At 62.7% G+C, this 18986-nt stretch carries 17 protein-coding genes and 1 pseudogene; 6 read left to right on the top strand and 12 right to left on the bottom strand.

From position 1 onward, the window contains the following. On the bottom strand, positions 1–2632 hold a 2632-nt coding region (locus ACEK02_RS10795), incomplete at its 3' end, for a vitamin B12-dependent ribonucleotide reductase (RefSeq protein ID WP_371421706.1). A 774-nt stretch (positions 2633–3406) separates the two neighbouring features. Here ACEK02_RS10795 and ACEK02_RS10790 point away from each other — a divergent pair. Further along, positions 3407–4306: a DMT family transporter gene (locus ACEK02_RS10790; RefSeq protein ID WP_371421705.1), complete on the top strand. Its 900-nt coding sequence runs from the start codon at positions 3407–3409 to the stop codon at positions 4304–4306. A 48-nt stretch (positions 4307–4354) separates the two neighbouring features. On the opposite strand, the gene ACEK02_RS10785 is transcribed toward ACEK02_RS10790, so the two are convergent. Together ACEK02_RS10785 and ACEK02_RS10780 are read right to left on the bottom strand one after the other, a co-directional pair. Continuing rightward, the gene (locus ACEK02_RS10785; protein WP_371421704.1) at positions 4355–5551 is read right to left on the bottom strand and encodes a GAF domain-containing sensor histidine kinase; all 1197 of its coding nucleotides are present in this window, start codon (positions 5549–5551) and stop codon (positions 4355–4357) included. 195 nt (positions 5552–5746) lie between these two features. Then, positions 5747–6271, bottom strand: coding sequence for a BA14K family protein (locus tag ACEK02_RS10780; protein ID WP_371421703.1), 525 nt, complete (start codon positions 6269–6271; stop codon positions 5747–5749). A 286-nt stretch (positions 6272–6557) separates the two neighbouring features. Between ACEK02_RS10780 and ACEK02_RS10775 the strand changes: the two genes are divergently transcribed. Further along, positions 6558–6968, top strand: a complete 411-nt coding sequence (locus ACEK02_RS10775) for an NADH:ubiquinone oxidoreductase subunit NDUFA12 (protein ID WP_371421702.1) — start codon at positions 6558–6560, stop codon at positions 6966–6968. Between the two features lie 4 nt (positions 6969–6972). Here the strand turns inward: ACEK02_RS10775 and ACEK02_RS10770 are convergent, their stop codons facing one another. Next, on the bottom strand, positions 6973–7677 hold the full coding sequence (locus ACEK02_RS10770; protein ID WP_371421701.1) for a DJ-1/PfpI family protein: 705 nt from the start codon (positions 7675–7677) through the stop codon (positions 6973–6975). Between the two features lie 101 nt (positions 7678–7778). Between ACEK02_RS10770 and ACEK02_RS10765 the strand changes: the two genes are divergently transcribed. Continuing rightward, positions 7779–8717: a GlxA family transcriptional regulator gene (locus tag ACEK02_RS10765; protein WP_371421700.1), complete on the top strand. Its 939-nt coding sequence runs from the start codon at positions 7779–7781 to the stop codon at positions 8715–8717. Between the two features lie 178 nt (positions 8718–8895). After that, complete coding sequence (gene aspA, locus ACEK02_RS10760; protein ID WP_371421699.1) at positions 8896–10311, top strand: aspartate ammonia-lyase; 1416 nt, start codon at positions 8896–8898, stop codon at positions 10309–10311. 31 nt (positions 10312–10342) lie between these two features. Here aspA and aroQ read toward each other — a convergent pair whose 3' ends face one another. From aroQ to ACEK02_RS10740, 4 genes are read right to left on the bottom strand one after another with little or no spacing between them, the layout of a single operon-like run. Then, entirely contained in the window at positions 10343–10780 is a 438-nt protein-coding gene (aroQ, locus tag ACEK02_RS10755; protein ID WP_371421698.1) for a type II 3-dehydroquinate dehydratase, read from the bottom strand. A gap of 17 nt (positions 10781–10797) precedes the next feature. Beyond that, complete coding sequence (locus tag ACEK02_RS10750) at positions 10798–12078, bottom strand: TRAP transporter large permease subunit (RefSeq protein ID WP_371421697.1); 1281 nt, start codon at positions 12076–12078, stop codon at positions 10798–10800. Then, positions 12075–12650, bottom strand: coding sequence for a TRAP transporter small permease (locus ACEK02_RS10745; RefSeq protein WP_371421696.1), 576 nt, complete (start codon positions 12648–12650; stop codon positions 12075–12077). Before ACEK02_RS10745 ends, ACEK02_RS10750 begins: the two co-directional genes overlap by 4 nt. A 60-nt stretch (positions 12651–12710) precedes the next feature. Then, the gene (locus ACEK02_RS10740; protein ID WP_371421695.1) at positions 12711–13730 is read right to left on the bottom strand and encodes a TRAP transporter substrate-binding protein; all 1020 of its coding nucleotides are present in this window, start codon (positions 13728–13730) and stop codon (positions 12711–12713) included. A gap of 158 nt (positions 13731–13888) precedes the next feature. On the opposite strand from ACEK02_RS10740, the gene ACEK02_RS10735 reads away from it, so the two are divergent. After that, entirely contained in the window at positions 13889–14629 is a 741-nt protein-coding gene (locus ACEK02_RS10735) for a GntR family transcriptional regulator (protein WP_371421694.1), read from the top strand. Here ACEK02_RS10735 and ACEK02_RS10730 read toward each other — a convergent pair. The 3 genes and pseudogenes from ACEK02_RS10730 to ACEK02_RS10720 form a co-directional block, all read right to left on the bottom strand. Next, positions 14626–15117 (bottom strand): annotated as a pseudogene (locus ACEK02_RS10730) (GFA family protein). The gene ACEK02_RS10735 and the pseudogene ACEK02_RS10730 overlap by 4 nt on opposite strands. A gap of 28 nt (positions 15118–15145) precedes the next feature. Continuing rightward, entirely contained in the window at positions 15146–16093 is a 948-nt protein-coding gene (locus tag ACEK02_RS10725; RefSeq protein WP_371421693.1) for an alpha/beta hydrolase, read from the bottom strand. A 26-nt stretch (positions 16094–16119) separates the two neighbouring features. Next, positions 16120–16899, bottom strand: coding sequence for an SDR family NAD(P)-dependent oxidoreductase (locus ACEK02_RS10720; RefSeq protein WP_371421692.1), 780 nt, complete (start codon positions 16897–16899; stop codon positions 16120–16122). A gap of 225 nt (positions 16900–17124) precedes the next feature. Here ACEK02_RS10720 and ACEK02_RS10715 point away from each other — a divergent pair, with 225 nt between their 5' ends. Further along, positions 17125–18060 (top strand): DUF2155 domain-containing protein, encoded by a 936-nt coding sequence (locus ACEK02_RS10715; RefSeq protein ID WP_371421691.1) that lies wholly within the window; start codon positions 17125–17127, stop codon positions 18058–18060. Positions 18061–18074: 14 nt separating this feature from the next. Here the strand turns inward: ACEK02_RS10715 and aat are convergent, their stop codons facing one another. Continuing rightward, positions 18075–18761, bottom strand: coding sequence for a leucyl/phenylalanyl-tRNA--protein transferase (gene aat / locus ACEK02_RS10710; RefSeq protein ID WP_371421690.1), 687 nt, complete (start codon positions 18759–18761; stop codon positions 18075–18077). Between the last annotated feature and the right edge of the window lie 225 nt (positions 18762–18986).

The following is an 18986-nucleotide window of genomic DNA, read 5'->3' as shown; positions in this document are numbered from 1 at the left end:
CCGAGATGAAGGGCTGCGACGCCGCCATCATGCGGATGTGGCTTTCCACCGAGAGATAGCGCTTGCCGATCTTGCCGCAGGGATTGGCGCAATCGAACACGCTGTAGTGCTCGGCCTTCAGGTGCGGAGCACCTTCCACCGTCATCGCGCCGCAGATGTGCACGTTGGCGGCTTCGATCTCGCGCTTGGTGAAGCCGAGCGCGGCGAGCAGGTCGAAGCCGGGGGCTGCAATAGCCTCTGCTTCGATCTTGAGGGTGTCGCGCAGGAAGTCCTCGCCAAAAGTCCATTTATTGAAGGCGAACTTGATGTCGAAGGCGGTCGGCAATGCTGCCTCGACCTTCTTCAGTGCTTCGTCGGTGAAGCCCTTGGCTTTCAGCGTGGAGGCATTGATGCCCGGCGCGTTGGAGAGCGAGCCGTGTCCGACGGCATAGGCCTCGATCTCGGCGATTTCGCTTTCGCGATAACCGAGCACGCGCAGTGCTGCCGGGACGGCGCGGTTGATGATCTTCCAGTAGCCGCCGCCGGCGAGCTTCTTGAATTTCACCAGCGCAAAGTCAGGCTCGATGCCGGTGGTGTCGCAATCCATGACCAGGCCGATGGTGCCGGTCGGCGCGACGACGGTGGTCTGGGCGTTGCGGTAGCCGTGGAGTTCGCCGAGTTCGAGGGCGAGATCCCATGCCACCTTGGCACGCGCGACAATGTCGGCCTGCGGGCAGGAGGCATGGTCGAGCGCCACAGGCGCAACGGCGAGGCCTTCATAGCCGCGGGTTTCGCCGTGGGCGGCACGGCGATGGTTGCGGATGACGCGCAGCATATGCGCTGCGTTCTTCTTGTAGCCGGGGAACGGACCGAGCTCCTTGGCCATCTCGGCCGAGGTGGCGTAGCTGACGCCGGTCATGACAGCGGTGAGGGCGCCGCACAGCGCGCGGCCTTCCTTGGAGTCATAAGACAGACCCATGGTCATCAGCAGACCGCCGATATTGGCGTAGCCGAGGCCGAGGGTGCGGAACTCGTAGGAGAGTTCGGCGATCGGCTTCGACGGAAACTGCGCCATCATCACCGAGATTTCGAGCACCACAGTCCACAGACGGCAGAGATGCTCGTAGGCGTGGATGTCGAAGGTGTTGGCCGTGGTGTCGTAGAAGGTCAGCAGGTTGGCCGAGGCGAGGTTGCACGCCGTGTCGTCCAGGAACATGTATTCCGAGCACGGATTGGATGCGCGGATATCGCCCGACGATTTGCAGGTGTGCCAGTCGTTCATGGTGGTGTTGAAGTGCAGGCCGGGATCGGCAGACGCCCAGGCGGCGTAGCCGATTTTTTCCCAGAGATCGCGGGCCTTGATGGTCTTCATCACCTTGCCGTCGCGGCGGGCGATCAGGTCCCAGGTGCCATCGGTCTCGACGGCGCGCAGGAAATCGTCCTTCAGCGAGACGGAGTTGTTGGAGTTCTGGCCGGCAACGGTGAGATAGGCCTCGGAATCCCAGTCGGTGTCGTAGATCGGGAAGTCGATCTCCTTGTAGCCCTGACGGGCGTACTGGATGACGCGCTTGATGACGTTGTCATTGACCAGCGAGCGGCGGGCGAGCTTGATCTCGCGGCGCAGCGCCGGGTTCTTCTCGGGATCGAAGCAGTCGTCGCCGGAGCCTTCGCAATTCACGCAGGCCTTGAGGATCGCCTTGAGGTGCTTCTGGTTCATCTTCGAACCAGTGACGAGGGCAGCAACCTTCTGCTCTTCCTTCACCTTCCAGTCGATATAGGTCTCGATATCCGGATGGTCGGCATCGACCACCACCATCTTGGCCGCGCGGCGCGTGGTGCCGCCCGACTTGATGGCGCCCGCGGCACGGTCGCCGATCTTCAGGAAGGACATCAGACCGGATGAGCGTCCGCCGCCCGACAGCTTCTCGCCTTCGCCGCGCAGGCGCGAGAAGTTGGAGCCGGTGCCCGAGCCATACTTGAACAGGCGCGCTTCACGCACCCACAGGTCCATGATGCCGCCTTCGTTGACCAGATCGTCCTCGACGCCCTGGATGAAGCAGGCATGCGGCTGCGGATGTTCGTAAGCCGATTTCGACTTGGTCAGCTTGCCGGTCTTCCAGTCCACGTAATAGTGGCCCTGGCCGGGACCATCGACGCCGTAGGCCCAATGAAGTCCGGTGTTGAACCACTGCGGCGAATTCGGCGCGACCATCTGCTTGGCGAGCATGAAGCGCAGCTCGTCATGGAAAGCGTGGGCGTCGGCCTCAGAGGTGAAGTAGCCGCCCTTCCAGCCCCAATAGGTCCAGCAGCCGGCGAGGCGGTCGAACACCTGCTTGGACGAGAGCTCAGAGACGAAGCGTTCTTTCTCGGGCAGCGAGGCGAGGGCTTCGGTGTCGGGCACCGAGCGCCACAGCCACGACGGCACGGTCTCTTCCTCGACCTTCTTCAGCTTGGCCGCGACTCCTGCCTTGCGGAAATATTTCTGGGCGAGCACATCGGAGGCGACCTGCGACCACGACTCGGGGACCTCGACATTCTCAAGCTTGAATACCACGGAGCCATCCGGATTCCGGATCTCGGACGTGGTGTGGCGGAAGTCGATCCCGGCATAGGGCGACTGTCCTTCGGTGGTGTAGCGGCGTTGGATCTGCATCGTGGTCGTGCCCCGTCTTAGCCCGACACCCCATCTGGTGGCGCCGGCGATTTCAGTTTGCGGTCTCAAGTTGTCCCCAGGATTGCGCCATGGGTGCCTTAAGTTTGCCGCAGCTCGGCCGGGTGAACCCGGTCCTGTTTGTCTCTGTGGAGCATGTACTGGCCGGTTGAGGGCCACCCGGAATTGCCGGGTTCATGCTTCCCTGGATCGGGCTTCCGCACGCTTGCGGGTCGCCAGATCCTAACGCCTCTACGCGTCGTTTGAGCCGGTTTCCGGCCCGTTTTTTAGTGCTCCAAACGCCGACTTTCCGGGCCGGATTCCAGGACGCAAATCCCCGATCCCGTAGCCTCGACTGGAGGACGGAGCGGTCAATCTGGAACCCGTTTGGGAGCGTCCGGCGGGACAAAAAACGACCCGCGCCGAACAGTTCGAAAACTAGGCCAAACCGATCTCACCCGTCAAGGAGTAGTCGGGGTTCCTGAATCAAATACTAAATATGGTGGAAAGGGTGGATAACCAAGGGGTCGTGCCGCGCCTTGATTGGTGCCAAGTATCGGTGAGTCCTCACGGAATCGAAAGCCAAAAATATTTCTCAAACTGTCTGAAAACCGACCTGCACCCACTGTTCACAGCCCAACTTTATTTTGTCATCCAGGGATTGCGTTTGGCGGACTCAGGGCGCGCAGATGACCGCAGGACAGGTTCCCGCCACCGGCAGTGGTCAGCCCCTCCAATTGCGCGCACGGTTGCGCCGATTCCTCGCTCGGTTCCCCCATGACAATCCCCAAGCCTCCCGGTTCGCGCTCGCGAATCGCTCCTCTCGGTCTGCTCCTTCTCGCCATCACCTCGATCGGCTGGGGCCTGAACTGGCCGGTGATGAAATTGCTACTCACCGAGTGGCCCCCGCTAACGTCCCGCGGTGGTACCGGTATGGTAGGTGCCTTGCTGCTCGCTGGCCTTGCAGTGGCCCGGGGTGAGAGTCTGGTTGTGCCGCGCGCGCAATGGGGGCGGCTGGTGCTGCTGGCCGGGCTCAATGTGTTCGGCTGGATGGCGCTGATGGGTCTGGCGCTGTTGTGGCTGCCGGCCGGAGAGGCCGCGGTGATCGCCTATACGATGCCGATCTGGGCGTCCGTGCTGGCCTGGCTGGTGCTTGGCGAGCGATTGTCGCTGCAGCGGCTCATCGCGATGCTGATGGCCTTTGCCGGGATCGCCGCCCTGATGTCCGGCGGCGGCATCTCCGCCAATGCGACCAAGCTTCCTGGCCTGATCATGGCGTTGACCGGCGCGCTGGGCTTCGCCTTCGGGACGGTGCTCGCCAAGAAATACCCGCTGTCGCTGCCGTTGCTGACATCGACGGCCTGGCAGATCGGCATAGGCTGCGCGCCGGTGCTGTTGCTGGGCGTGACTTTCGAAAGCGCGCGTTTTGAGGCCCTGACATCGCTGGGCTGGTCGCTGCTGGCCTATATGGCGGTGATGGTGTTCTGCGTGACCTATCTCTGCTGGTTTGCCGCGCTCCGGCTTCTGCCCGCATCCGTGGCCGCGATCGGCACCATGGCCGTGCCGGTCATCGGCGTGGTCGGCTCAGCCATTGTGCTGCACGAGCCGCTAGGCCTCGTGCAGGTCGCCGCCCTGGCCTTTACCCTCGCGGGCGTTGCGCTGGCGACAAAGGGGTAGGCTGCCGCGCCATCCACGCGTCAGGCGCCCAGCGCAAGCGAGTGAGCGTCAGCGCGTATTCGCGGCCAGCGGCACCTTGACGGTGAAGTGCGACCCATGGGCGAGATCCGACTTCGCCTCGATCTCATGACCAAGTGCTTCGGCTGTGCGCCTTACGATAGAAAGGCCGAGACCGAGGCCTTCGCTGGCCGGGTTGATCTGGTGGAAGGCATCGAAGATCGAAGTGAGTTGCTCGGTGGCGATGCCGGCGCCGGAATCCAGCACCTCGATGGTCAATGCATGGCCGTGCTTGCGGCAGCCGACCAGCACGCGGCCGTGATCTGTGTATTTGATGGCGTTGCCGACGAGATTGCCGAGGATGGCGCGGAGCATGCCGGGATCGCTGACCACATGGGCCTTGCTCGGCACCACGACCAGTTCGAGGCCCTTGGCTTCGGCGTGCAGGCTCCAATTGGCGAGGATCGACTCAAATACGTCCGAGATCGGGAAGGCGCGGAGGCTGGGCGTGCCGAAACCTGCATCCAGCACCGATGTCTCGGCGAGGCGATCGAGTTCCTCCGCCATCCTCATGCCGGCATCGATGGCATAGCCGAGCCGTTCGCGATCCTTCTCGTCGGTCAGCTTGTTCCGGATGCGGTCAATGGCCATGATCATGACCTGCAGCGGCTGTTTGAGGTCGTGACCGGCAACTGCCATCAATCGGCTGATATTGCGCTGGAGCCGATCCGACAGATGCAGCGCGCGGCGGAATTCCATCTGCGACATGACCTGACGGGCGAGGGCGGCGAGCACGTCGCGCTGTTCGGTCGAGAGGATGCGCGGCTTGTGGTCGAGCACGCAGACCGTGCCGAGCGGCAGGCCGTCCGGCGTGCGCAGCAGCGCGCCGGCATAGAAGCGCACATGCGGATCGCCGGTCACCAGCGGGTTACAGTCGAAGCGGGCGTCCTTGGTGACGTCCTCGACTTCGAGAAAACTGTGCTCCAGAATCGCGTGTGCGCAGATCGACCGGTCCATGGATGTCTGCCGTATGCCGAGGCCGACCTCCGACTTGAACCACTGCCTGTCTTCATCGACCAGGCTGATGATCGAAATCGGCGTCTGGCAGACATAGCTGGCGATCTTGGTGATGTCGTCGAAGGATGGCTCAAGGGCGGTGTCGAGAATACCGTAGGAGCGCAGCGCCTTGAGGCGCTCGGCTTCGTTGGGATGGAGCCTGGCGATCTTTGGCTTGTCTGACGCGTCCACTGAACCTGCTCACACCCGACGCCGTCGACCCATCGAACGGTTCGATAAGTCCACCAACACTACGCGCGAGTTCCCCGAAAGTCTCGCGCGCGCTGCATCCCCGTTCTTAGACCCTGAGACGGCGGGCGCAAACCAGAAATGACAAAGGACGATGCCGCGAGGCACCGTCCTTTGCGTCGTGCTCAAATCGTCATGTTACGGGCAGGCGTGGCGCAGACCGTCATAGCCGAGATAGGTGCCCGTGCGCACATTGTACGACTTGTAGGTGCGGATGCAGTAATCGACATCGCCGCCGCCGGTGTCGGGAGCGACTTCGACGACATCCGGGGCGTCGTCGTAATAGCTGCTGCCGTAATACGGACTGCCGCCGTAATAGCCGTAGGAGTTCCCGTAATAGCTGCTGGCGGCCAGACCGCTGCCGATAATGGCGCCGGCTGCGAAGCCCGGGCCAAACCCGCCGCCACGCCAGCCACCACCGCGCCAGCCGCCGCCGTGATTCCAGCCACCGCCACCACCAAAGCGCTGACCGCCGCCATGCCAGCCGCCGCCTCCGCCACTGAAGCGGGCACCGCCGCCCGAGAAGGTGCCGATGGTGCGCGCTTGACCGCCGGGGCCAACGCCCACGACCTTGGTGTTTTGCGCGAAGCTCGGTGTCGCTGCGAAGGCGGGGAGTGCGACAGCGACCGCTGCTGCGACGCTCAAAATCTTCAAATTCGTCATCGTCTGCTCCTGTATGGGATGCATGTTCAACCCCCTGAAGGGATTGCCGTTCCCTGCCGCCGCGCGGTTATTGCGCAATGACAGAATGGCTGTCCGGAGCTGTATGCGGCATGAATGGATTGGGCCGATTCTGCGACAGTCGGAGGTCTGGAGGTAGGGCCCGGGGAACGCCGATAGGAGGGCTGTCACGATCAGTTGCAGGCGGCGATCAGTCGCGGCGATAACTGGACATTTGGCGGCCCGGATGGCATCAACAGCCCGACAAAACCTTCGAACGGTTCAAAATATGAAACAGTTTCTGCTGAAATTCTTCACGTGGTGGAGCGGGACGACCTTCGGGACGAACCTGTGGACGTCGCGATTCGGCGAACTGGTCGGTACCGACGAGCAAGGCAACAAATATTACCGCACCAAGGGCGGCAAGATCGATCCGACGCTGGGTTTCGAGCGCCGCTGGGTGATTTACAACGGCTATGCCGAAGCCAGCAAGATCCCGAATGGCTGGCACGGCTGGATCCATCACACTGTCGATGTGCCGCCGACCGAAGAGAATTATGTACCGCGCGAATGGCAGAAGCCGCACCAGCCGAACCTGACCGGTACGCCGGCAGCCTATCGTCCGCCTGGTTCGACTCTGGCCAGCGGCCGTCGCCCCAAAGCGACCGGCGATTACCAGGCCTGGACGCCCGGTTCGTAACGACTCATCCGTTCTGGACGACTGGTTGTGCGAGCCGCTCTGCGGCGCGTTCGACCTTGGCTTCGCGCTGTTTCCAGCCGTCGGCTTTTGCGGTCAGATAGGCCACCACCTCCGGCGGTGCTGTCTCGGGTGAACCCGCATTGAATGGCGGCGCCGGATTGTATTCGATCGCCAGTTGAATCGTTTCGGCGGTTTTGCGATCCAGCATGATCGAAGTCAGCGTTAGCGCGAAGTCGATGCCCGCGGTGACGCCACCGCCGGTGACGCGATTGCGGTCGATGCAGACGCGCGATGCATCCGGAATGGCGCCGAAATGCGACAGGAAAGGCCGCGCTGACCAGTGGGTGGCTGCGCGGTAACCAGTGAGCAGGCCGGCGGCGCCGAGTACCAGCGAACCCGTGCAGACCGATGTCACATAGTGCGCGCCAGGCGCCTGCTTGCGCAGGAATGTCAGCGTCTCCTCATCATGCATCGCTTCGTCGGCGCCCGCGCCGCCAGGCACGCAGATCACATCGAGCTGTGGGCACTCGCCAAATGTGGCGGTCGGCAGAAAGGTCAGCACGGTGTCGGTTGTGATCGGCTCGATACGCTTCCAGAGCAGATGCACCTTTGCGCCCGGGACGCGCGAGAGCACCTGGAGCGGGCCGGTGAAATCGAGCTGCGTGACATTCGGAAACAGGACGAAGCCGATCTGGATGGGCGCGGTCATGACGATCTCCTGATGTGCAGACTTGACGGGATCAGTCTGCCATGATGGCTTCATGTCCAAAATGGCATAATTCCCTCAATATCGGACATCGGGTTGATTTAATGATCGGCATTCTGGTTTTCCCGAATTTCCAATTGCTCGATGCGGCCGGGCCGATTGCAGCCTTCGAGATCGCGGGCCGCCTCGCGGGCGCGCCGGCGTCGATCAAGGTGATCGCGGCTGAACCCGGCGAGATAGCAAGTTCGTCGGGCGTGGCGTTGCTGGCGCGCGGCTTGCGTTCGATTGCCGGGCTTGAGACATTGATCGTGGCCGGCGGACAGGGTGTACGTGCAGCGGCCTCATGTCCGCGCATACTGGCCTTTGTCCGCAAGGCCGCACAACGCGGCTGCCGAGTCGCCAGCGTTTGTTCCGGGGCCTATGTTCTGGCCGAAGCGGGTATTCTCGACGGCCGCCACGCGACGACGCATTGGCGACACACGCAGCATTTTCTCGCCAGCTATCCGCAGATCAAACTCGCGCCTGACCGGATCTTTGCGCGTGACGGCAATATCTGGAGCTCTGCAGGCATCAGTGCCGGTATCGATCTTGCGCTGGCGATGATCATCGAGGATCACGGCGAAGCGGTGGCGCAGGCCGCAGCGCGACAGCTTGTGCTGTACCACCGTCGCGGCGGCGGTCAGTCGCAATTCTCGTCGCTGCTGGAGCTGAAAGCGCCGACCGGTCGCTTCGCGCCACTCCTGAGCTGGGCGCGCGAACATCTCGATCAGGCGCTCACCGTGGAGCGGCTCGCCGAACATGCCGGCATGAGCGCACGGCACTTTACGCGCGCCTTCATCGCCGAGACCGGCGCGACACCGTCGAAGGCCATCGAGCGGCTCCGCGTCGAGGTTGCCAGGCAGCGCGTGCAGGGCAGCAGCGAAGCGATCGAGCTGATCGCGCAGTCGGCGGGCTTCCGCGATCCGGAACGGATGCGCCGCGCCTTCATACGCAGTTTCGGCCAGCCGCCGCAGGCGCTGCGCAGGGCGGCGCGGGCGGGCTAAAGTACGCGCGGCGCGATCACCATAAACTGGACAAGGGCGGATACGATATAGCCAGCAACATGCGTATTGAGATGCTATACGTCGAAACTACGCCTGATACGATAGAGGACCAGGAAGCCAGACGAGTTCATCGCTTTCCAAGACGCCTGTTCACGGTGAAACCTTAGGAAAATCTGACATGATCAGCGATACGCGCAGCGAGCACGACCTGTTGGGCAACCGCGATGTTCCGGCCGACGCCTATTACGGCGTTCATACACTCAGGGCCGTCGAAAATTTTCCGATCACCGGCATTCCGATTTCCATCTATCCCGAACTCATCAGTGCGCTCGCCGCGATCAAACAGGCGGCGGCGCTTTCGAACATGGACCTCGGATTGCTCGACAAGACGCGTGGGGCTGCAATCATTGCTGCCTGCGAGGACATTCGCGCCGGCCGTTTGCACGAGCAATTTGTTGTGGACGTCATCCAGGGCGGTGCCGGGACGTCTACCAACATGAATGCGAATGAGGTGATCGCCAATCGCGCCCTGGAAATTCTCGGTCATGGCAAAGGCGACTACGGGTATCTGCATCCGAACGAGCAGGTCAATATGAGCCAGAGCACCAACGACGTGTATCCCACGGCGTTGAAGATCGCGACCTATCACGGCGTATTTCACCTGATCGACGCGATGGCCGTTCTGCGAAAGGGATTCGAGCGCAAGGCGGACGAGTTCAAGGATGTTCTGAAAATGGGCCGCACCCAGTTGCAGGATGCGGTGCCCATGACGCTCGGTCAGGAGTTCAGCACTTACGGCGTCATGATCGGCGAGGATGAGGATCGCTTGCGCGAGGCAGCGTTGCTGATCTGCGAGATCAATATGGGCGCGACTGCCATCGGCACCGGCATCGCGTCGCATCCAGATTATGCACCGTTGATCTGCCAGCATCTCGCTACCATCACCGGCATGCCGCTCGTCACGGCCGCAAACCTGATCGAGGCCACGCAGGACTGCGGTGCGTTCGTTCAGCTGTCAGGCGTGCTCAAGCGGGTAGCCGTCAAGATTTCCAAGATCTGCAACGACCTCCGGCTGCTGTCGAGCGGCCCGCGCGCGGGTCTCAATGAGATCAATCTGCCGGCGGTTCAGGCTGGCTCCTCGATCATGCCGGGCAAGGTGAACCCGGTCATTCCCGAGGTCGTAAACCAGGTCGCTTTCGAGGTGATCGGCAACGATCTCACGGTGACCTTCGCCGCCGAGGCCGGCCAGCTTCAGCTCAACGCGTTCGAGCCGATCATTGCGCACAGCCTGTTCAAGAGCGTCAGCCATATGCGGGAGGCCTGCCTGACGCTGGAGAAGCGTTGTGTCGCGGGCATCACGGCGAACCGCGAACGTCTCCGTGCCTATGTCGAGAATTCAATCGGCCTCATCACCGCGCTCAATCCCTATATCGGCTACGCCAATGCCACCGCCATTGCGGTCGAGGCCCATGAGACCGGCCGCAGCGTCTACGATCTGGTGCTGGAAAAAGGCCTGCTGCCGCAAGAGACCCTTGCCGCCATTCTCCAGCCCGAGGTGCTGACCCGGCCGCAAAGTATGCCGACCCGCGAGTGAAGGCGGCAGTCCGGCCTCGGCAAGGCGCGGATCAGCGCGCGGGCATCTGCGCGATTGCTAGCATCGCCGCCACGTAGCCATAGGGTCCAAGCCCGCAGATCACGGCGGTGGCGGCCTGCGAGAGGACCGAGTGGCGGTGATACTTGTCGCGAGCGTGGATGTTGGAAATGTGCAGCTCCACGATCGGACCCTCGAAGGCTTTCATGGCGTCGAGCATGGCGATCGATGTGAAGGAATAGCCGGCCGGATTAATGATGATCGCGTCGGCATCCTGACGGGCTGACTGGATCAGATCGACCAGCACACCTTCATGGTTGGACTGGTGAAACGACAGCGTCAGTTTCAGCTTGCTGGCCTGTTCTTCGCAACTGGCCTTGATCTCGTCGAGCGTGGTGGTCCCGTAAATATGCGGCTCCCGCACGCCGAGCAGGTTGAGATTGGGACCGTTCAGTATCATCACGCGTTTCATTGTCTCACTTCCTTCCGCTAGCCGCCGAGCCATTTTGCCGGCACCATCACCAGCGACGGGAACAGCGTCAGCAGCGCCAGCACCACCAGTTGCGCGATCATGAACGGCCAGACGCCGCGCATGATCTCGTCCATGCTCACCTTCGCCACGCCGCACACTACGTTGAGCACCACGCCGACGGGTGGCGTGATCAGTCCGATCGCGTTGTTGATGATGAACAGCACGCCGAAATAGACCGGGTCGATGCCGGCCTCGCGGACGATCGGCATCAGCACCGGCGTCAGGATCAGGATGGTGGGCGTCATGTCGAGCGCAGTGCCGACGATGACCACAATGATCATCAGCACGATCATCAGGAGCGTCTGGTTGCCCATGAAGGGACGGGCGAGCTCGACGATCTGGCCGGAAATTTCGGCGACCGTGATCAGCCAGGACGACACCAGCGCCGCGGCGACAAGGAACATCACCACGGCGGTGATCTGTGCGGAGCTGATCAGGATCTTGACCAGTTGCGGGAAAGTCAGCTCCCGATAGACGAAGGTGGCGACAATGAAGGAATAGACCGCGACGACGACGGCCGCTTCGGTCGGCGTGAAGATGCCGAAGCGCAAGCCGAAAACGATGATCATCGGCAGCATCAAGGCCCAGAAGCCATCGATCAACGCGCGAAAGATGTGCGCCAGGCTCTGTCGCGGCGGGCTCACCGAGTTCTCATTGCGCGCAACCCACCACCAGGCGCAGCACAGACTGCCGCCGAGCATCAGACCCGGCACCACGCCGGCGAGAAACAGCTTCGAGATGGAGACGCCGGCGGCAACGCCGAAGATGATGAAGCCGATCGAGGGCGGGATCACCGGCGCGATGATTCCGCCGGCGGCGACGAGACCGGCTGCGGAGGCGCGGTTATGCCCTGCCGCAGCCATCATCGGCACCAGCAGCGCGCCGAGCGCGGCGGCGTCGGCAACCGCAGACCCGGACAGTGATGCGAGAATGCAGGACGTCAGAATGGCGACATAGCCGAGCCCGCCGCGCAGATGGCCGACGAGGGCGATGGCGAAGTTCAGGATGCGGCGAGCGAGGCCGCCGGTGTTCATGATCTCGCCAGCCAAGATGAAAAATGGCACCGCCATTAGCGGGAAGGAATCAACGCCATTGATGACGTTCTGCGCGATGATCTGGGAGTCGAAGATATCCAGATAGGTCATCAGCGCGACGCCGCAGATGATCAGGGCAAATGCGATCGGCATACCGATGGCCATGGCGCCCAGCAGCGAGAAAGTGAAGATGCCGATGGTCATTGGCGGTCATTCCCGTTGGCGGCGGTCGACGTCGCGGGGACCTGTTCCTCGGACTCGCTGATGGCGATCAGCTCCGATGTGGCGAGCTGGCCGCTCAACAGGCGATAGAGGTCATGCAGCAGGATCGGGATCGAGGCGGCGCCGAAGACGAGACCGGCGGCATAGAACAGACCAACGGAGAGGCCGGAGGCCGGCGCCGTCGTGTCCCAGTTCAGCACCGTTTGTTTCCATGAGCCCTCGGTGAGCAGCACAGAAGCATATAGCATCAGCGCATGGCTGAGCGCGTAGCAGATCTTGCGCCCCATCGGCGACAGCATCTTCACGAAACTGTCGACGCCGAGATGAGCGTGTTCACGGAGGCCAACGATGGCTCCGAGAAACACCGTCCAGACGAACAGCCAGCGCGACAGTTCCTCGGAGATGGCGATGCCGGAGTTGAAGACGTAGCGCAGCAGGACATTGCCGAACACCAGAACCACCATGGCCGCCAGAAGGACGGCCATGACGAGCTTGAGTGACCAGTAGTAGGCGTCGACGATCCTGTGTGTCGCAGAGGCAGAAGGAGCGGGCATTAGCAGCTTTCGCGAGTGGGCGCGGTAATCGTCGCGCGGCGGCATCAGGCGGTGCGAAGCTCAATCCTTGTGGACGCGATCAAGTTCGCTGTTGAACAGCTTGACGATCTCCGGGTCGTAGTCGGCGGAGAATTTGGCGGCGATCGGTTTGGTCTTGTCGCGCATCTTGGCGAGTTCGGCCGGTGCGATCTCGTTGACCTCCATGCCCTTGGCCTTCAGCTCGCCGACGGAAGCCGCTGCTGCATCGCGGCTGATCTTGCGTTGATAGTCACGGGCCTCGTTAGCGGCGTCCTGCAGTATCTTCTGCTCGTCCTTGGACAACTTGTCCCAGAACACCTTGCTGACCAGGATGATGTTGGTCGAATAGGTGTGGTTGGTGACGCTGAGATACTTTTGCACCTCATAGAACTTGTTCGAGAGGATCACTGAGAACGGATTCTCCTGACCGTCGACCGTGCGGGTTTCCAACGCGGTGTAGAGTTCGGAGAAGCTCATCGGCACCGGGTTGGCATTGAACGCCTTGAAGGTCTCCAGATAGACCGGGTTCGGGATCACGCGGATCTTGATGCCGTCGAGATCCTCGCCCTTGGTGATCGGGCGCCGGCTGTTGGTGACATTGCGGAAGCCGAGATCCCAGTAGCCGAGACCGATCAGACCCCTCTCCGGGAGCTTGGCGAGCAGGGCCGAGCCAAGCGGGCCATCCAGCAGCGCGTCGGCCTGCTTCGGCGTCGAGACGATGAACGGGAAATCGATCAGCCCGTAGTCCTTGACGATGCCCACCAGCGACGTGGTGGCTGGCGACTGCATTTCCTGCGTGCCGGCGCGCAGTGCCGACTGCTGCTGCATCTCTGAGCCGAGTTGGTTGGCGGGATATTCGCGCACCTTCATCTTGCCGCCGCTCTTCGCGGCAACGAGTTCGGTGAACTTCTGCACGCCCTTGCTGACGGGATGATCGGTGTTGTTGAGGTGACCCCAGCGAATGGTGCGTTCCTGCACCTGCGCGGATGCCGGGCCGCAGGCGACGGCGAGGGTGGTGGCGACGGCGGCGAGCCAGACGGTAGATGTCGAATGGACGGTCATGTTGCTTCTCCCCAGAATGGTATTTTTCCGTTCTTGGGCGCAACCGTCTTATATGGTAAAATAAAAATCAACTGATATTTTGCAATATCTATGATGGTTTGTGTCTGGCTGCCGGGGTGATGTAAGGTGGCGGCCAGATCATGCCATCAGGATTGCTCATGCTGGATATCCCCATTGCGGACCGGGCCGGAGAGACCGTCGGCGACAGCGCCTATCGGCGCATCCGCAACGACGTCATTTTTGGCAATCTCGAGCCCGGCCAGAAGCTGAAGCTGGAGAAGATGAGTGTCGCCTATGGCACCAGCGTCTCGACGCTGCGCGAGACGCTGAACCGGCTGTGCTCGGAAGGCTTCGTCGTCGCCGAAGGCCAGCGCGGTTTCGAGGTGACGTCGATTTCGGCTACGGAATTCCAGCAGATTGCGGAATTGCGCGAACTGCTCGAGGGCCATGCCATCGAGCAGTCGTTCAAGTTAGGCGATCTCGACTGGGAGGCGCTGGTCGTTTCCGCGTATCACAAGCTGTCCGCCATGGAAAAGGCAATGCTCGCCGGCGATAAGTCGAAGACCGAGGCCTGGAAACAGTGCGACTGGCAGTTTCACCGCGCGCTGATCGCAGCCTGCGGATCGCAGGTGCTGCTCGACGCACTGTCGGCGGCTTACGACAAATATCTGCGCTATCAGATGCTGGCGGTGGTGTTCCGCGGCGAAGTCGCTGCGGTCGAGCACCGCGAACTGAGGAACGCTGCGCTGGCGCGGGATTCCGCCAAGGCACGCAAGCTGCTGCACACCCACATCCATGATTGCGTGAAGCATGCCCTGAGCAATTCGGATTGGCTGAGACCGGCGCATGCGCCGTTGCGGCAGCAAATTGCCCAGCGGCGTAAAAAACCGAGGACCTAAAATGGTTCGTCGTTCGCGATCCGCTTCTTCCTTTTGCGCGAGCGCTCCCAGACGACGCCTGGAAAACCCTTGAGCGGAACCAGCGGCTCGCCGGTGTAGGTCCACTCCTGCAATTCCTCTATGCCGATATGATAAAGTGGCTGCCGGCCAGTGCGGCTGACGAACAACGCGCGGGCAATGTTGACCATGTGCGGCGAGCGAGCGCGTTCGTAGAACAGCGGTGTGCCGCATCGTTTGCAGAAGCTTCGCGTGGTGCCCGATGCCTTGTCTTCAAAGCGCGTGATCTCCGCCTGTCCTTCCATGACACGGAAACGTTTGCACCAACTACCGACATAGGTGGCATAGGCGGCGCCATGTGCCTGTCGCGTGGCACGGGAATGATCGTGTCACGCCCAGCGTGCCGGAAAATCGATTTCGAATTGGACCGTACCGCACAGGCAGCGGCCCCTGACCGGACCACCGGGTGCGATCCTCTCCGGCTTCTTCATCGTGATCGCTCCCGGGACGGCGTCAGCGCTAGCCCAATCCTTTCAGCCATTCTCCCATCTCGTGCAGCGCCGTGTTCGCTTTGGGCAGAATCTTGCCCATGGTGATGAAGCCATGGAATTGGCCGGGATAGGTTTTGTATTCCACGGCCACGCCCGCGTCGGACAGGCGCTTGGCATATTCATCGCCTTCGTCGCGCAGCGGATCGGCGCCGGCGGTCATGACATAGGCCGGCGGCAGGCCCGCGAGGTTGTCCATGCGGGCAGGCGAGGCGCGCCAATTGTCGACGTCGGCCTTGCCCGTGAGATAGTGATCGGCGAACCAGCGGATGACATTGTGCGTCAGCAGGCAACTCGTCTCCGGTTCGCTGTGCGAGGGATGGGTCATGCGGAAGTCGGTGGCAGGATAGATCAGCAACTGGCCGGCGAGTTTCGGTCCGCGATTGTCCCGCGCGTCGATAGCGACGATGGCGGCGAGATTACCTCCGGCGCTGTCGCCGCCGACGCTGATCTGCTTTGCATCCACATTGAGCTGTACGGCATTGTCGGAAATCCATCGTGTTGCGGCGATGGCGTCGTCGATGGCGGCGGGAAACTTGTTCTCCGGCGCGAGGCGATAGTCGACCGAGATCACGATCATCTCGCCTTCATGGGCGATAATGCGACACACCACATCGTGGCTGTCGAGATCGCCGATCACCCAGCCGCCGCCGTGGAAGAACACCAGGCACGGCGACAAGCCGTCGGTTTTACGGAGCACTTTCGGCGTGTAGGCGCGCACCGGAATGGCGCCGGCCGGGCCGGGCACCGTCATGGATTGCACCGACGCCAGTTCCGGCGGTTCGGGGTTGGCGACTGGTCGCGCTTTCAAATACCACTCGCGCGCTTCCTGCGGCGAGATTGTTTCGTAGGGTGGGCGGCCGGCATCGCGGAACACATTCAGCACGGCGGCGGCATCGGGATCGAGAACAACAGGCATGTGATCTGCTCTTGGTTTTTGGATGTTCAGGCGGAGGTGCGACCGCCATCGACGGTATAGGCGGAGCCGGTGACGTAGCTTGCATCATCCGAGGCGAGGAAGGCGACGATCGGCGCGACTTCCCGGGCAAGACCAAGCCGGCGCTGCGGCACGCGGTCCACGACCTTCTCGACGGGCGCAGGCATGCCGCGGCCGACCCGTGCGTCCACGATGGCGGACAGCATGCGGCTGTCGATCAGGCCGGGGCAGACGCAGTTCACGCGCACATCGGTGCCGGTGCATTCCTGCGCCGCGCTCTTGGTAAGGCCGATCACCGCGTGTTTACTGGCGCTGTAGACTGCGATCTCTGCGGAGCCGATGATGCCGGCAATGGACGCCGTGTTGATGATCGAACCCTTGTTGGCCTTCAGCATCACCGGCAGCACATGCTTCATGCCGAGAAACACGCCGACCACATTGACGTCGAGCACCTTGCGGAAGTCGGCGAGGGAGGCTTTCACGATGGGCGCGATCGTGCCTTCGATGCCGGCATTGTTGTAGAAGATATCGATGGTTCCGAAACGCTTCACCGTGGCGGCGACATAGCCGATGACGTCTTCCTCGCTCGTCACATCTGCCGTGAGTGCCAATGCCTCGGCAGAGGCGGGGAGGTGCGCGACCGCGCGCTGGAGCGCGGCCGCATCGCGGTCCACGGCGACGATCCTGGCACCACGCGCCGCCAGCAATTTGATGGTCTCGGTGCCGATCACGCCGGCTGCGCCGGTGACGACGGCGATTCTGCCGTCCAGACGGATTCCGTCAGTCATATAGAGCGTTCTCCCCATGCTCCGGTTTGTTCCGGATTAATGGCCGGTCGCGCGTCATGCGCCTGCCTGATGTGGACTATTTCACGCGGAGGGTGACCTGACCAGCCGGGCGGTATGTGGAGCAGGGCGCCCTTTCGCCGCCGCATTCGGCGTGTTAACCGGAGGCGATTACGCGGCCATTCTCCTACAATGTCGCGAGCCTGATTCTCGATTGAGCCGCGCCGCATGTTGCGAACCCTGACGATTGCCGGATTTGCGGCCCTCCTGGCCGCCACCTCACTGTCGCCTGCACCTGTGCAGGCGCAGTTCGGTCCGCTGTTCGGCGATCCGCCGCCGCGCCCGCCGGGCAGCGTGCCGCGTGGCCAGCAACCGCCGCCGCCCATGGACGACGAGGAGGAGGTGCCGGAGCTGCCGCAGGGCCGCCTGCTGCCGACGCGTCCTGGCATGGGCGCGCCGCCGCCCGGCGCTGTGCAGTCGCAGCCGCTGGCACCGCCGCCCGGGAGCAACACCACCGTCATTCCGCAGAACCAGCCCGGAACGCGGCAATCCGACCTGCCACCGTCCTTGGGCGTATCGCCCAGTCAGCCCGCGCCACAGCCCGGCGTGGCCAACGCGCCCGCTGCTGCTCCCAACGGCCGCCAGCCGCCCAAGGTGGCGCCGCCGACCCCTGCCACGCTGCAGCCCGGCGATGAGGTGGTGACCGAGCCGCCGGCGCAGAAGATCGTCAACAAGAAAGCGAGCTTCTCGGGCCTCGACAAGATCACCGGCCGCATCATCAATTTCGATGCCGACATTGGTGAGACCGTGCAATTCGGTGCGCTCCGTGTGAAGACCGATGCCTGCTACACGCGTCCGGCCACCGAAGCCGCCAATACCGACGCCTTCGTCGAGGTCGACGAAATCACGCTGCAGGGCGAAGTGAAGCGAATCTTCTCCGGCTGGATGTTTGCCGCCAGCCCCGGCCTGCACGGCGTCGAGCACCCGATCTACGATATCTGGCTGACCGACTGCAAAGGCCCGGAAGCGACGGTTGCAACCACGCAGCCCGATGCGCCGCGGCCCCCGCCGCCGGCCCAGAAACGCGTCCAGCCGAAGCAGCAGCCGCGCGCCCAGCAGCAGCCCCTGCAGCCGCCGCCGGGCTTCCCCGCCTTCCGGCAGTAACACTACGGCGCGTCTTAAGAGGCGTCGTTCCGTCCCGCGATAATGTCCAGCACCGTCGTGCCCTTGAGCGGGAAATCCGTCGGCAGTCTGTCGAACTCCGCGACGCCGTCGAGGGATGCGTCGAGCAGCTTGCGGTAACGCGCACGCGGCACTTCCTGCGCGCCGAACGTCAGCAGGTGATCGGTGACATATTGCGTATCGAGCAGTTTGAAGCCGCCGGCGATCAGCCGCGCGACGAGATGCACCAGCGCGACTTTCGAGGCGTCGCGCGCATGATGAAACATGCTCTCGCCGAAGAAGGCGCGACCAAGTGAGACGCCATAGAGCCCGCCGACCAACGTATCGTCCTGCCAGACCTCGACGCTGTGGGCATGGCCCATCTCATGCAGTTCGCCATAGAGATCGCGAATGCGCGTGTTGATCCAGGTGTCTTCGCGGCCGGGCTTTGGCGCGGCACATTCGGCCATCACACGTTTAAAGGCGGTGTTGACGGTCACGGTGAAAACGTCGGAGCGTACGGTGCGGGCGAGGCGCGAACTGATACGGAAGCCGTCCAGCGGAATGATGCCGCGCCGTTCGGGCTCGACCCAGAACAAGCCGGGATCGTCGGCGCTTTCCGACATCGGGAAGATGCCGCAGGCATAGGCGCGCAACAGCAGTTCTGGCGTAACCTCGGAGGATGCGGAGTCGCGTGAGCTCATGCCCCCAGCATAGCAGGCGGAGGCCGCGCGGGCGACGGTCTTGGCGGTCAACAGGCGCCGAGCGGATTGAGGTGGCATCGGAGGATCGGGACCACGAACCAAGCAATGCTTATGCCCGATATTTGGCTTACTTATTGGATAGGCTCTGGTCGCGCAGGGCACACTGACGCCAACGCGGGCTGTTCAAATCTGGAACCGCTCGACAACCGGCCTGACGCGCCCGGA

This window comes from Tardiphaga sp., assembly GCF_041424195.1.
In the GTDB taxonomy this organism is placed as follows: Bacteria; Pseudomonadota; Alphaproteobacteria; order Rhizobiales; family Xanthobacteraceae; genus Tardiphaga.
This window is presented reverse-complemented; position numbering and strand designations above follow the sequence as displayed.